This window comes from Rhodococcus sp. ABRD24 (assembly GCF_004328705.1).
In the GTDB taxonomy this organism is placed as follows: domain Bacteria; phylum Actinomycetota; class Actinomycetes; order Mycobacteriales; family Mycobacteriaceae; genus Prescottella.
Window position 1 is genome coordinate 532012 of the sequence record NZ_CP035319.1, and the last position, 13421, is coordinate 545432.

Consider the following 13421-nt stretch of genomic DNA (forward strand, 5'->3'; position numbering starts at 1 on the left):
GCAGTGCGAGGACCGGCCCGATGCGATTGGTAGCGTCTAACTCCGTGCCCTCCTCCGAACCGATCCACACCCGGCGCACTCTCGTCCTCGGCGGCGCCCGGTCCGGAAAGTCGGCCCACGCGGAGAAACTGTTCGACAGCCTCGCGGACAACGTCGCGGTGCGGTATGTCGCAACAGCGCGCCGCTACCCTGACGACCACGACTGGGAGTCTCGAATCGAGCAGCACAGGCATCGACGGCCGATCGCCTGGACGACCGTCGAGACCGGCCATGATGGCAGCCTGGTCGATCTCCTCAACGCGCCTGGGCCGCACCCCCCGACGCTCGTAGACGATCTGGGCACGTGGCTGACGGGCGAACTCGACGATGCCGGTGCGTGGGACCTGCCGCGCGGCACCATCTCTGTCCGTAGCGATGCCCTGGTCACCGCCGTCGGTTCGTATCGCGGGCGACTGGCGCTGGTCACCCCGGAGGTCGGCCTCGGCGTGATCCCGGAGACCCGTTCGGGAAGACTGTTCCGCGACGAGATCGGCGCTCTCAACGCCCGCCTCGCCGACGTATGCGACGACGTGATCCTCGTGGTCGCCGGCATCGCCATGACGCTCAGATGATCAGCGCAGAAATGAAAGGCCAAGCGTGACTAGCGAATCCGTGAGTCCGTCCGCAGCCCACTTCGACCCCCTCATCCCGCCGGACGGCGAGGCCCGAGAGCAGGCGCAGGCCCGGCAGCTGCTGCTGACGAAGCCGGCCGGGTCCCTCGGACGACTCGAGGAGCTGTCCGTGTGGGCGGCGGCATGCCAGGGCGAGTGTCCGCCGCATGTGTTCGCTAGACCCCGCGTCGTCGTCTTCGCGGGCGACCACGGCATCGCGCGCAGCGGTGTTTCCGCCTATCCGCCGGAGGTGACGGCGCAGATGGTCGCCAACTTCCGCGACGGCGGGGCTGCTGTCAACGTGCTGGCCTCGCTCGCTGGTGCAGGAGTCCGCGTGGTCGATCTCGCGGTCGATGCGGACACCGATCCGTCGGTGTCCGCACACAAGATCCGCCGGTCGTCCGGTTCGATCGACCGTGAGGACGCACTGACGCACGAGGAGACGCTACGCGCGATCGCGGCCGGCCGGGCAATCGCGGACGAGGAGGTCGACGCGGGCGCCGACCTGCTGATCGCGGGCGAGATGGGCATCGGGAACACCACGCCCGCAACCGTGCTCATCGCCGCCCTCACCGATACCGAGCCCGTCGCGGCCGTGGGCCGAGGCACCGGCATCGACGACGCCGGCTGGATACGCAAGACGGCCGCGATCCGCGACGCGCTGCGCCGGGCACGCCCGCACGTGCGTGATGCGGTCGGCTTGCTGCGCACCGTGTCCGGCGCGGATCTGGCCGCCATGGCCGGGTTCCTCGCCCAGGCCACGGTCCGCCGGACCCCGGTGATCATCGACGGCCTGGTGGTCACGGCGTCGGCCCTCGTCGCGGAGGAGCTGGCCCCGGGCGCGCGGGAATGGTGGGTGGCCGGGCATCGGTCCACCGAACCGGCCCACACCATCGCGCTGCGCCGCCTGGGTCTGGACCCGATCCTCGGACTCGACATGCGCCTCGGCGAGGGATCGGGCGCAGTGGCCGCCCTGCCGGTGCTACAGGGCGCGGTCGCGACGCTGGCCCGGATGGCGACGTTCGGCCAGGCCGGTGTCAGCAACAACACCGAACCGAAATCCGAACCAGCCGAGTCGGACTGACCGTGCGTCGTGCGCTGATCGGACCGGCGCTGGCGTTGTCGTGGCTGACGGTCCTACCCGTCCGCGGCCCCCAGGAGATCGGCCGACCCGAGGGCCGTCGCGCAATCACCGCGGCGCCGCTCGTCGGCACCCTGCTCGGTGCCGCAGTCGCCGGGATCCTGTGGGTGCTGACGAAAGCCGGCCTCGATCCGACGCTCGCCGGACTGCTCGGTGTCGGTGCGCTCGCGCTGCTCACCCGAGGCATGCACGTCGACGGCCTGGCGGACACGGCGGACGGCCTCGGCTGCTACGGACCGCCCGAGCGCGCCCGCGAGGTGATGCGCACCGGCAGCGCCGGACCGTTCGGTGTCGCGGCGCTGGTCGTGACGATCGGCGTGCAGGCGCTCTCCCTCGGCGCGCTGGGCGCCGCCCACCAGTGGGCGGGCGTAGTCGTCGCTCTCGCCGCGGGCCGGGTGTCGGTCGTGATCGCATGCCGCCGCGGCGTTCCCGCGTCGAGCACGAAGGGGTTCGGGGCGCTGGTCGCCGACAGCCAGCCGTGGTGGGTGGCGGCACTGTGGACGGTCGCCCTCACTGCCGCTGCAGCGTGGGCGGTCCCCGACCGGTGGTGGCAGGGACCGCTGGTGATCATGGTCGTTCTCGCCGTCGCTGCCTACCTGGTCCGGCACTGTGCGCGCCGGTTCGACGGCATCAACGGCGACGTACTCGGCGCCGCACTGGAATTCACGGTCGCTGCGGTAGCAGTCGGCCTGCTCCTCGGCAGCTGACCGCGAGCAGAGCGACGCCGGCGAGCACGACTACGGTGGCACGCCGGTCGCAGGGTCCGGGGAACGTCAGCGCAGCTTCGTCATCCAGCCATGGGTGTCGGCGAAGGTGCCGCGCTGGATACCGGTGAGGGTGTCACGCAGGGCCATCGTGACCTTGCCGGGCTCACCATCGGCGATCGTGAACTCGCCCTCCGCGGACTTGACGCGGCCGACGGGGGTGATGACGGCAGCGGTGCCGCACGCGAACACCTCGGTGATCTCACCGGAAACCGTCTTCTCACGCCATTCGTCGGTACTGATCCGGCGCTCCTCGACCGCGAATCCGGCGTCGGTAGCGAGAGTGAGCAGCGAGTTACGGGTGATTCCGGGAAGGAGCGAACCCGACAGCGACGGCGTCACCAGGCGGGCGTCGGGGCCGGAGCCGAAGACGAAGAACAGGTTCATCCCGCCCATCTCTTCGACGTACTTACGTTCGATCGCGTCGAGCCAGACCACCTGGTCGCAGCCCTCGTCGGATGCCTGTGCCTGCGCGAGGAGGGAGGCCGCGTAATTGCCGGCGAACTTGGCGGCACCCGTCCCGCCCGGTGCGGCGCGGACGTACTCGCGCGAGAGCCACACGCTCACAGGCTTGACCCCGCGCGGGAAGTACGCGCCGGCCGGCGAAGCGATCAGCAGATAGCGGTATTCCTTCGCGGGGCGGACACCCAAACCGGCCTCGGTGGAGAACAAGAAGGGACGCAGATACAGCGAATCCTCGCCGCCCGCAGCGGGAACCCAGTCGCTGTCGACGTCGAGCAGGGCTTCGATCGAGGCGACGAAAAGCTCGTCCGACAGCTCCGGCATCGCCAGGCGGCGCGCCGACTGGCGCAGGCGCTCGGCGTTCGCGGTGAGGCGGAACGACGCGATACCGCCGTCTGGCTGGCGGTAGGCCTTGAGCCCCTCGAAGATCGCCTGGCCGTAGTGCAGCACCATCCCGGCCGGATCGAGCTCGATCGGACCGTACGGCAGTACCTCGGCGTCGTGCCAGCCGCGGCCCTCGGTGTACATGATCGACACCATGTGATCGGTGAAGTACCGACCGAACCCGGGCGCTTCCAGAATCTCACGCCGCGTCTCGTCGGACACGGGGGAAGGATGCTGGATGCGCGCGAACTCGAGGCCGTCAGTCATAAGCGGTGATCCTATCGAACACGTTTGCCCGGGTTGCCCGGTGTCGAGGGTTACTTGGTGCGCACCGCGACGAACGGCGGCGAGACGACCTGGCAACGCAGCGCACGCCCACGGACGTCGACAGTCACCTCATCGCCCGCCGACAACCCGGCCGCCGAATCGAGCATGGCGAGCGCAATGCCGACCTTGAGGGTCGGCGAGAACGTGCCCGATGTGGTCTCCCCCACCGCAACACCGTCCCGGGCGACCACCAGGCCCTGTCGCAGCACGCCGCGATCGAGTGCCCTCAGGCCCCACAGCCGACGGGCCGGGCCCGAGGCCTTCTCCGCCACCAACGCGTCACGACCCCAGAACTGCGGCTTCGACCAACCGATCGCCCAACCACAGCGCGCCTGCACCGGCGAGATGTCCAGGGACAGTTCATGCCCGTGCAGCGGGTAGCCGGCCTCGGTGCGCAGTGTGTCACGGGCACCGAGCCCGGCAACCTGGCCACCCTCGGCACGCACCGCCTCGACCAGCGCCCGGAACAACGCCTCACTGTCCTCCCACCGTGGCAGCAGCTCGTAACCGAGCTCACCGGTGTACCCACTGCGACACACCCGGACCGGCATGCCGTTCCAGTCGGTATCGACGAAGCCCATGTAGCCGATGTCCGAGATTCCGGTGTCGCCGCGCAGGCCCAGGGCTGCGAGCACCTCCGCGGACCTCGGGCCCTGTACCGCGAACACCGCGTACTCACGGTGCTGATCGGTGACCTCGACCCCCTCGGGCGCCGCTGCCGCGAGACGCGCGACGACGTCTGCGGTGTTGGCTGCGTTCGGCACCAGGAACACCTCGTCAGCAGCGACGTAGTACGCGATGAGATCGTCGACGACGCCGCCCGTTTCGGTGCAGCACAACGTGTACTGGGCTTGTCCGGGGCCGACCTTCGCGAGATCGTTGGTGAGCGTCGCGTTGACGAAGTCGGCCGCGCCCGGGCCCTTCACGAGCGCCTTGCCGAGATGGCTGACGTCGAACAGACCGACCGACTCGCGCACCGCATTGTGCTCGGCGACCGTGCCCGCGTACGCCACCGGCATCTCCCAACCACCGAAGGGCGCGAATGTCGCACCCAGGTCGACGTGTACGGAATGGATGGGGCCTTGCAGCAGCTGCGCGTCGCTCATGAGGGACAACGTTAGCCGACGCCCTGAGCGAACTAACATCGGAATTCGGCCAGCAGCTTCCCCCCTGCTCAAATTCAGGAGATGCCTTGAGCACAACCCCTTCCCCGATCCGCCCCCTCGGACCCGACCTCGCCCTGACCGGTTCACTCGGCAAGCGCGTCGATGTCCTCGTGATCGGTCTCACGACTGGATCCGACGGCCCCGAGGCGGTGCTCGGATTCGGCGTCGACGAGGACGTGCTCGCGGGGCTGCTCGACGATCTGCAAGCCGTCGGCGCCACCGGAAAGGCGGAGGAGCTCACCCGAATCCCCGCCCCCGCCGAGCTGCCCGTCGGCAGTGTCCTGGCCGTCGGGCTCGGCGCCGCAGACAGGATCGATGCCGAGCAGGTCCGCAAATCCGCCGGTGCCGCGGCCCGCTCGCTCGCCGGTGTCGGCACCGCCGCGACGACGCTGTCCTCGGTCGATCTCGGTGCCGCAGCCGAGGGCTTCTTCCTCGGCGCATACTCGTTCACCGAGTTCAAGTCCAGCCTGTCCGCGCCCTCCGCCGATGCACAGCCCCTCGCCCGCGTCGAACTGCTCGTGGAGTCGCCGCGCACCAAGGAACCCAAGGCCACACTGGCCCGCGCCGCCGCGATCGCGCAGGCCGTCGCGACCGCGCGCGAGTTCGTCAACATGCCGCCGAGCCACCTGTACCCGGCCGAGTTCGCCGACCGCGCGAGAGCCCTCGGCGTCGCCGCGGGCCTGACTGTGAAGGTCCTCGACGAGAAGGCGCTCGCGCGGGGCGGGTACGGCGGCATCCTCGGCGTCGGCAAGGGCTCGTCACGCCAGCCGCGTCTGGTGCAGATGACGTACTCCGGCGCCAAGCGCCGGGGCGCGAAGAAAGTCGCCCTCGTCGGCAAGGGCGTCACCTTCGACACCGGCGGCATCTCCCTCAAGCCCGGCGCCGGCATGGAGAACATGACCTCCGATATGGGCGGTGCTGCTGCGGTCATCGCGACCGTCGTGCTCGCCGCCAAGCTCGGGCTACCGCTCGACGTCACCGCGTGGGTGCCGATGGCCGAGAACATGCCGTCCTCCACCGCGCAGCGTCCCGGCGACGTGCTTACCCAATACGGCGGCATCACCGTCGAGGTCATCAATACCGACGCCGAGGGCCGGCTGATCCTGGCCGACGCGATGGCACGGGCATGCGAGGACAACCCGGACTACCTCATCGACACCGCAACACTGACCGGCGCGCAGATGGTGGCGCTGGGCAATCGCACTCCCGGCGTCATGGGCACCGACGAGTTCCGCGACCGAGTCGCCACGATCTCGCAGCAGGTCGGCGAAAACGGCTGGGCGATGCCGATGCCCGCCGAGTTGCGCGCCGACCTCAACTCGCGCGTCGCAGACCTGGTGAACGTCGCCAACCACCGCTGGGGCGGCATGCTCGTCGCGGGCATCTACCTCAAGGAATTCGTCGCCGACGGTGTCCAGTGGGCGCACATCGACGTCGCGGGCCCGGCGTTCAACACCGGCGGCCCGTTCGGCTACACCGGCAAGGGCGGTACCGGCGTACCGGTCCGGACGATGGTGTCGGTCCTCGAGGACATCGCCGCCAACGGCTAGCTCATCAAGGCTGGCCCATCACGCAGTCACGGGGCCGTCGGGTCTGCCGAATGTTCGGCAGACCCGACGGCCCCGTCCCGCACCTACAGCTCGCGGTCCCGCTCGAGCAGTTCACGCTCGCGTTCCCGCTTGCGCTCGATCCGGCGGCGGGCGTCGAAGTCACGCATCCGCTGCGGGTATCCCGTCTTACGGACGTCGTAGACGGGGATCTGCAGGTCCTGGCCCAACCGGCGGGCGCCGCGTTCTCCGCCGACCCTCCGGCGGGTCCATTCGCCGTCGGCGGCGACGAGGACCACGGTCAGTTCGGTCACGGTGGTCTGCGGTTCGATGTACGCCTCGACTCCGTGGTGCGCGCGAGCCCAGTCCGCCAGATGGCGCGCATCGGACTCCGCCGCAGACGACGTCCTCGTGGTACTACCGCGCGTGAAACGGTCGAACAACCCCACGTGAGCACTCCTCCCAGTACGCCGCCGAACTACTCCGCGACGATTCGTCCAATTTTGCCAGCTGCCGGGCTTCCACGGCGAGGAACACACGTGACGCGCCCCTCAGAAGACACGCCCGAGCGATCAATGAAAGGATGGGCGCAGCCCGCAGCATCACGGGTCCGAGACGTCTCGCACCGGCGGTGCGAGGGGCCACGGGAACGTAGTAAGGCGCCGCAGGAACCGTGCATCTCGAGCACAATTGTTTTCGACCACAAGTCGACAAAACTCAACAAACCCGAACACAACTGTCGAGGAGTCAAAAGAAATGGCCTTCTCCGTCCAGATGCCAGCCCTTGGTGAGTCCGTCACCGAGGGGACTGTCACGCGGTGGCTCAAGCAGGAAGGAGACACGGTCGAGGTTGACGAGCCGTTGCTCGAAGTCTCCACCGACAAAGTCGACACCGAGATCCCTTCCCCCGTGGCCGGCGTCCTGACCAAGATCGTGGCTCAGGAGGACGACACCGTCGAGATCGGTGGAGAGCTCGCCGTGATCGGTGACGCCGGAGACGCTCCCGCGGCTGCACCGGCCGCTCCCGCGGCCGAGGCGGCACCCGCGCCCGCGGCTGCACCGGCACCGGCACCGGCACCGGCACCCGAGGCTGCACCGGCACCCGCCGCCGGCGACACGTCCGGCACCCCGGTCACCATGCCGGAACTGGGCGAGTCCGTCACCGAGGGCACCGTCACCCGCTGGCTCAAGGCCGTCGGCGACGAGGTCGCGGTGGACGAACCCCTCCTCGAGGTTTCCACCGACAAGGTCGACACCGAGATTCCGTCGCCCGTCGCCGGCATCCTGCTCGAAATCAGCGCGCAGGAGGACGACACCGTCGACGTCGGTGGCCAGCTCGCCGTCATCGGCACCGGCGCGCCTGCAGCCGCTGCTCCAGCACCCACAGCGCCGGCCCCCGCGCCAGCGGCGGCACCGGCCCCCGCGCCAGCGGCGGCACCGGCCCCCGCGCCAGCGGCGGCACCGGCACCTGCGGCACCGGCCCCCGCGCCAGCGGCGGCACCGGCACCCGCAGCACCGACTCCGGCGGCTGCCACCCCCGCAGCAGCACCCTCGACCAACGGTGGGCCGTACGTGACCCCGCTGGTACGCAAGCTCGCCGCCGACAACAACGTCGACCTGGCGTCCGTCACCGGCACCGGTGTCGGTGGACGCATTCGTAAGCAGGACGTCCTCGCCGCCGCTGAGGCCGCGAAGGCGCCAGCTGCCGCTCCTGCCGCCACCGCGGCTCCAGCGGCCGCCGCTCCGTCGTCGCTCGCCGCCACCGCCGGCGTGCGTCCGGAGCTCGCCCACCTGCGGGGCACCACGCAGAAGGTCAACCGGATCCGTCAGATCACGGCCGTCAAGACCCGCGAATCGCTGCAGACCACTGCGCAGCTCACGCAGACCTTCGAGGTCGACGTCACCAGGATCGCGGCGCTGCGTTCGCAGGCCAAGGCCGAATTCGCCGAGCGCGAGGGTGTCAACCTGACGTTCCTGCCGTTCTTCGCGAAGGCCGTCGTCGAGGCGCTCAAGGTTCACCCGAACGTGAACGCAAGCTACGACGAGGGCGCCAAGGAGATCACCTACCACGCTGCCGAGCACCTCGGTATCGCAGTCGACACCGAGCAGGGCCTGCTCTCGCCGGTGATTCACAACGCCGGCGACCTGTCTCTGGCAGGCCTGGCTCGCGCCATCGCGGACATCGCCAAGCGTGCCCGCACCGGTGGCCTCAAGCCGGACGAGCTGTCCGGTGGCACCTTCACCATCACCAACATCGGCAGCCAGGGCGCCCTGTTCGACACCCCGATCCTGGTTCCGCCGCAGGCGGCGATGCTGGGCACGGGCGCGATCGTCAAGCGTCCGGTCGTGGTGCAGGATGAGAACGGTAACGAGTCCATCGGCGTCCGCTCGATGTGCTACCTGCCGCTCACCTACGATCACCGCCTGGTCGACGGTGCGGATGCCGGTCGCTTCCTGACCACCATCAAGCAGCGCCTCGAGGATGCGTCGTTCGAGGCCGATCTGGGCCTGTAGGGCCGTATCAGTCCGGACGGCGACACCAGTCGTGGCCGAGGGGCACCATCTCCGCGAGGAGTGGTGCCCCTCGGCGTATCGGTCTACAACACGAGGAGGAACCTCATGAGAGTGATCGTTGCGGGATCGTCCGGCCTGATCGGGACGACGCTGGTCGGCGCGCTGGGCGCGGACGGCCACGATGTCGTCCGCCTGGTCCGGCGGCGGCCGTCGTCCGCGAACGAATCCGAGTGGGATCCGCGGCGGGGCACTCTCGACCGCACCGTGCTGAACGGAGCGGATGCCGTGATCAATCTGTGCGGCGTCGGGATCGGCGACAAGCGGTGGTCCGGCGCGTACAAGCAGCAGATCCGCGGCAGCCGGCTCGAAGCCACCAGCCTGCTCGCGCAGGCTGTCGCGGAGGCGGAAGTTCCGGCCCTGGTCAATGCGAGCGCTGTGGGCTACTACGGCGACACGGGTGACCGGGTCGTCGATGAATGGTCGCCAGCAGGTACCGGGTTTCTCGCCGAGGTGTGCCGGGACTGGGAGCGCGCGACCGCACCGGCAGCCGACGCCGGGGTCCGGACCGTCCGGCTGCGGACCGCGACCGTGCTGTCCCCCGGCGGCGGCATGCTCGGAAAACTGCGTCCGCTCTACAAACTGGGGCTCGGTGGCCGACTCGGCAGCGGCCGGCAATACCTGTCGTGGATCTCGCTCGCCGACGAGATCGCGGCCATCACGTTCGCGCTGACGCACGACAAGCTGCACGGTCCGGTCAACCTCAGCGCGCCCGAGCCGGTGACGAACGCTAGATTCAACGAGGCGATGGGGCGTGCAGTGCACCGACCAGCGCCGTGGATCGTGCCGGGATTCGCCGTCTCCGCGCTGGTCGGCGAGTTCGCGCTCGAGGCAGTGCTCAGCGGACAGCGTGCAGTCCCGGTGGCACTCGAGAATGCCGGATTCACGTTCCGCCACAGCACTATCGAGGACGCGCTCGCGTATGCCCTCGGGCAATGACGACCCGTCCCCAACCGTGTCGGCGGCGAGCGTAACGTCTACGCCATGAGTAGTGCCACCACATCGGCCCGATTCAGTTCCCAGCCCTTGGTCGTCGAACACCTCGGACTCATCGACTACATCGCGGCGTGGGACCGTCAGCGCGTCCTCGCGACCAACCGCGCCGACGACCAAGGCTCTGACACCCTGCTGCTGCTCGAGCATCCTGCGGTCTACACCGCCGGCCGACGTACCGCCCCCGAAGACCGACCCTCCGACGGCACCCCGGTGATCGACGTCGACCGCGGCGGCAAGATCACGTGGCACGGTCCCGGCCAGCTGGTCGGCTATCCGATAGTCAAGCTCGCGGAACCCGTCGACGTCGTGAGCTACGTTCGCCGGATCGAACAAGCGCTCATCACGGTGTGCACCGACCTCGGGATCGCCTGCGGCCGGGTCGAAGGCCGATCCGGAGTGTGGCTGCCCGCCGGGTGGTCCGTCGACGGCCGATGGCGACCCGAACGCAAGGTCTCGGCGATCGGCGTGCGCGTGCAGCGCGGGGTGACGATGCACGGCTTCTCGCTCAACTGCAACGCGAGCCTGGAAGGGTTCGACAACATCGTCCCGTGCGGCATCAAGGACGCCGGCGTCACGACGCTGTCGCACGAGCTCGGCCGTGACGTCACGATCGACGAGATCACGCCGGCGGTCACGACAGCGGTCACCGCGGCGCTCGACGGGACGCTCCCGGTGACCGTCCACGACATCGAGCGAGTGACCTTCGACACCCCCGTCGACGTACCCGAGTTCACCACCCTCCGGTTCGGTTGAGGCGCGCTGCCCAGCCCCGGATCGCGGATCGGTCAGGCGTAACATCGGGGACGTGACTGTCGCCCCAGAAGGACGCAAGCTGCTCCGTATCGAGATCCGAAACGCGGAGACGCCGATAGAGCGCAAGCCCAATTGGATCCGGACCCGCGCAAAAATGGGACCGGAGTACACCGAGCTCAAGAGCCTGGTGAAAAGCGAAGGCCTGCACACGGTCTGCGAGGAAGCCGGCTGCCCCAACATCTACGAATGCTGGGAAGACCGTGAGGCCACGTTCCTCATTGGTGGCGAACAGTGCACGCGCCGTTGTGATTTCTGCCAGATCGACACTGGTAAGCCCACCGCGCTGGATCGCGACGAACCGCGCCGGGTCGCCGAGAGCGTTCAGGCGATGGGCCTGCGGTACTCGACCATCACCGGCGTCGCCCGAGACGACCTGCCAGACGGCGGATCGTGGCTGTACGCGGAGACGGTGCGCCAGATCCACGCCCTCAACCCGGGCACCGGCGTCGAGAATCTGATCCCGGACTTCAACGGCAAGCCCGAACTACTGGCCGAGGTGTTCGAGTCCCGTCCCGAGGTACTCGCTCACAACCTCGAGACCGTGCCGCGCATCTTCAAACGAATCCGTCCAGCCTTCCGCTACGAGCGCTCCCTCGGAGTGATCACCGCAGCTCGCGAGTTCGGTCTGGTCACCAAGTCCAACCTCATCCTCGGCATGGGTGAGACCCCGGAGGAGGTCCACCAGGCGATGGTGGACCTGCACGAGGCGGGCTGCGACATCATCACCATCACTCAGTACCTGCGCCCGTCGCCGCGGCACCACCCCGTCGAGCGCTGGGTCAAGCCGGAGGAGTTCGTCGAGCACTCCAAGGCGGCCGAGGAGATCGGGTTCGCCGGCGTCATGGCCGGCCCGCTGGTCCGTTCCTCGTACCGCGCCGGACGCCTGTACGCCCAGGCCATGGCCCATCACGGGCGCACCCTGCCGGAGGGTCAGGCCCACCTGGCGGAGGAGGGTAGCGCCTCTCAGGAGGCCAGCTCGGTCCTCTCCCGGCTCGCCCGAACCTGACATCGTCGTCCCCGTTCACCGCGCGCGTAATCGCGCGCGGTACGAGACGTATCCTGTGAGGTATGGCGAACGGCAGTAGGTCCGGTAAAGCGGGCAAACCAAGCAAGGAAGCGAAGGCGGCGGCGAAAGCGGCCCGCAAGCAGGCGTCCAAGGAGCGCCGGACGCAGATCTGGCAGGCGTTCCAGATGCAGCGCAAGGAAGACAAGCTGCTGCTGCCGCTGATGATCGGCGTGCTGGTCCTGAGCGCAGTCGTGTTCTTCGGGATCGGCCTGTTCTTCGGCATCCAGTGGTTCCTGCTGCCGATCGGCATCCTCGTCGGCGTATTGCTGGCGTTCATCCTCTTCGGCCGCCGCGTGCAGAAGACTGTGTACGGCAAAGCCGAGGGTCAGGCCGGTGCGGCCGCATGGGCTCTCGAGAACATGCAGGGCACGTGGCGCGTGACCAATGCAGTCACTGGGACGACCCAGCTGGACGCGGTGCACAGGGTCATCGGACGACCCGGCGTGATCCTGGTCGCCGAGGGTTCGCCGCAACGGGTCAAGGGCCTCCTCGCACAGGAGAAGAAGAAGACTGCACGCCTGGTCGGCGACACACCCATTTACGACTTCGTCGTCGGCAACGACGAGGGTCAGATCCCGCTCTCGCAGCTGACCAAGCACCTCGGCAAGCTGCCGCGCAACATCGACACCAAGCGGATGGACACGATCGAGTCCCGCCTGGCCGCGCTCGGAAGCCGGAGCGGAACTGCTATGCCCAAGGGCCCGCTGCCGCCCGGCGCGAAGATGAAGGGCATGCAGCGCACTATCCGCCGCCGCTGACGCACCCTTCCCCCGCACGACCGAATGTCACACATGTTCTCAGTTGGACTGAACGTGTGTGACATTCGGCGTTGAGAGGGCGTTGAGCCGCGAAGTACCGCTCAGCGGGTGCGGACGAGCGCGGTGCCGGTCGCGCGATCGTGCATGCCGCGGCCGTCGACGTCGGTGATCACGGCGGGGGCAATGAAGACCATCAGCGTCTGGCGCGCGAGGGCGCGCAGGAATCCGACGCGCACCGGACCGTCTACGCGGGCCACCTGTAGACCCATCATGTACTGGCCCGGGGTGAACGAGAACAGCGTGATGCTCACGACGCCGACGGCGAACCACAGCATCAGCGTGTAGGTCCCGATCAGTGAGTTCTCGAGAGGCGCCTCGCCGATCAACAGCATCACGACACCGGCCGAGGTGAACCAGTCGATCGCCAGTGCCGCGATACGACGTCCGGTCGTGGCCAGAGCGCCGGGTCCGTCGGCCGGCAGGCCCAGGAGTTCACCGCGATACGCCTGCTCCTTGATCTGGTCCTTGGGCAATGCCGCGGACGGTCCGGAAAGCCAGGAACCGATCATTCGTGCCATGCTGTCCAGGATAGGCGTCGACGTGTCGGTACCGACGCGACGGAGCCCGACAGTGGACCAGGTCACACCCGTTTTTCGTGTCTCTCGTCACATTCACCGGCCGTACACCCAGTGAACTTCGACGTGTAACACCCGCGAAACATAGGCTTGATTAACGGGCAACACCGGCTCTCTACCGTTCTGCCTCGACGAAACCGC

General features: G+C 68.6%; 13 protein-coding genes. 9 read left to right on the plus strand and 4 right to left on the minus strand.

Annotation, left to right across the window (positions count from 1 at the left end):
• The first annotated feature begins 20 nt into the window (after positions 1-20).
• The 3 genes from ERC79_RS02240 to ERC79_RS02250 are packed head-to-tail and all read left to right on the plus strand — an operon-like array spanning position 21 to position 2498.
• The gene (locus ERC79_RS02240; RefSeq protein ID WP_131575357.1) at positions 21-611 is read left to right on the plus strand and encodes a bifunctional adenosylcobinamide kinase/adenosylcobinamide-phosphate guanylyltransferase; all 591 of its coding nucleotides are present in this window, start codon (positions 21-23) and stop codon (positions 609-611) included.
• 25 nt (positions 612-636) lie between these two features.
• On the plus strand, positions 637-1734 hold the full coding sequence (gene cobT, locus ERC79_RS02245) for a nicotinate-nucleotide--dimethylbenzimidazole phosphoribosyltransferase (RefSeq protein ID WP_131575359.1): 1098 nt from the start codon (positions 637-639) through the stop codon (positions 1732-1734).
• A 14-nt stretch (positions 1735-1748) separates the two neighbouring features.
• Positions 1749-2498: an adenosylcobinamide-GDP ribazoletransferase gene (locus ERC79_RS02250; protein ID WP_131580654.1), complete on the plus strand. Its 750-nt coding sequence runs from the start codon at positions 1749-1751 to the stop codon at positions 2496-2498.
• Positions 2499-2564: 66 nt separating this feature from the next.
• Here the strand turns inward: ERC79_RS02250 and ERC79_RS02255 are convergent, their stop codons facing one another.
• Complete coding sequence (locus ERC79_RS02255) at positions 2565-3668, minus strand: branched-chain amino acid aminotransferase (RefSeq protein WP_131575361.1); 1104 nt, start codon at positions 3666-3668, stop codon at positions 2565-2567.
• 50 nt (positions 3669-3718) lie between these two features.
• A complete protein-coding gene (gcvT, locus tag ERC79_RS02260) occupies positions 3719-4834 on the minus strand; it encodes a glycine cleavage system aminomethyltransferase GcvT (RefSeq protein WP_131575363.1) in 1116 nt (371 codons plus the stop codon).
• Between the two features lie 86 nt (positions 4835-4920).
• Between gcvT and ERC79_RS02265 the strand changes: the two genes are divergently transcribed.
• Positions 4921-6444, plus strand: a complete 1524-nt coding sequence (locus tag ERC79_RS02265; RefSeq protein WP_131575365.1) for a leucyl aminopeptidase — start codon at positions 4921-4923, stop codon at positions 6442-6444.
• An 83-nt stretch (positions 6445-6527) separates the two neighbouring features.
• Here ERC79_RS02265 and ERC79_RS02270 read toward each other — a convergent pair whose 3' ends face one another.
• Positions 6528-6890: an oxidoreductase gene (locus ERC79_RS02270; protein ID WP_131575367.1), complete on the minus strand. Its 363-nt coding sequence runs from the start codon at positions 6888-6890 to the stop codon at positions 6528-6530.
• 307 nt (positions 6891-7197) lie between these two features.
• On the opposite strand from ERC79_RS02270, the gene sucB reads away from it, so the two are divergent.
• From sucB to ERC79_RS02295, 5 genes are all read left to right on the plus strand, one after another.
• Entirely contained in the window at positions 7198-8955 is a 1758-nt protein-coding gene (gene sucB, locus ERC79_RS02275; protein ID WP_131575369.1) for a 2-oxoglutarate dehydrogenase, E2 component, dihydrolipoamide succinyltransferase, read from the plus strand.
• Between the two features lie 105 nt (positions 8956-9060).
• The gene (locus tag ERC79_RS02280; protein ID WP_131575371.1) at positions 9061-9951 is read left to right on the plus strand and encodes a TIGR01777 family oxidoreductase; all 891 of its coding nucleotides are present in this window, start codon (positions 9061-9063) and stop codon (positions 9949-9951) included.
• A gap of 45 nt (positions 9952-9996) precedes the next feature.
• Entirely contained in the window at positions 9997-10761 is a 765-nt protein-coding gene (lipB, locus tag ERC79_RS02285; RefSeq protein WP_131575373.1) for a lipoyl(octanoyl) transferase LipB, read from the plus strand.
• Positions 10762-10813: 52 nt separating this feature from the next.
• The gene (gene lipA, locus ERC79_RS02290; protein WP_131575375.1) at positions 10814-11827 is read left to right on the plus strand and encodes a lipoyl synthase; all 1014 of its coding nucleotides are present in this window, start codon (positions 10814-10816) and stop codon (positions 11825-11827) included.
• Between the two features lie 62 nt (positions 11828-11889).
• Entirely contained in the window at positions 11890-12645 is a 756-nt protein-coding gene (locus ERC79_RS02295) for a DUF4191 domain-containing protein (RefSeq protein ID WP_131575377.1), read from the plus strand.
• A 101-nt stretch (positions 12646-12746) separates the two neighbouring features.
• Here the strand turns inward: ERC79_RS02295 and ERC79_RS02300 are convergent, their stop codons facing one another.
• Entirely contained in the window at positions 12747-13223 is a 477-nt protein-coding gene (locus tag ERC79_RS02300) for an RDD family protein (RefSeq protein ID WP_131575379.1), read from the minus strand.
• Positions 13224-13421: the final 198 nt, after the last annotated feature.

Coding starts and splice junctions, on each gene's coding strand:
- gcvT (WP_131575363.1), bottom strand. CDS start 4,834: ATGAGCGACGCGCAGCTGCTGCAAGGCCCCATCCATTCCGTACACGTC.
- ERC79_RS02240 (WP_131575357.1), top strand. CDS start 21: ATGCGATTGGTAGCGTCTAACTCCGTGCCCTCCTCCGAACCGATCCAC.
- ERC79_RS02300 (WP_131575379.1), bottom strand. CDS start 13,223: ATGGCACGAATGATCGGTTCCTGGCTTTCCGGACCGTCCGCGGCATTG.
- sucB (WP_131575369.1), top strand. CDS start 7,198: ATGGCCTTCTCCGTCCAGATGCCAGCCCTTGGTGAGTCCGTCACCGAG.
- ERC79_RS02295 (WP_131575377.1), top strand. CDS start 11,890: ATGGCGAACGGCAGTAGGTCCGGTAAAGCGGGCAAACCAAGCAAGGAA.
- ERC79_RS02255 (WP_131575361.1), bottom strand. CDS start 3,668: ATGACTGACGGCCTCGAGTTCGCGCGCATCCAGCATCCTTCCCCCGTG.
- lipB (WP_131575373.1), top strand. CDS start 9,997: ATGAGTAGTGCCACCACATCGGCCCGATTCAGTTCCCAGCCCTTGGTC.
- ERC79_RS02280 (WP_131575371.1), top strand. CDS start 9,061: ATGAGAGTGATCGTTGCGGGATCGTCCGGCCTGATCGGGACGACGCTG.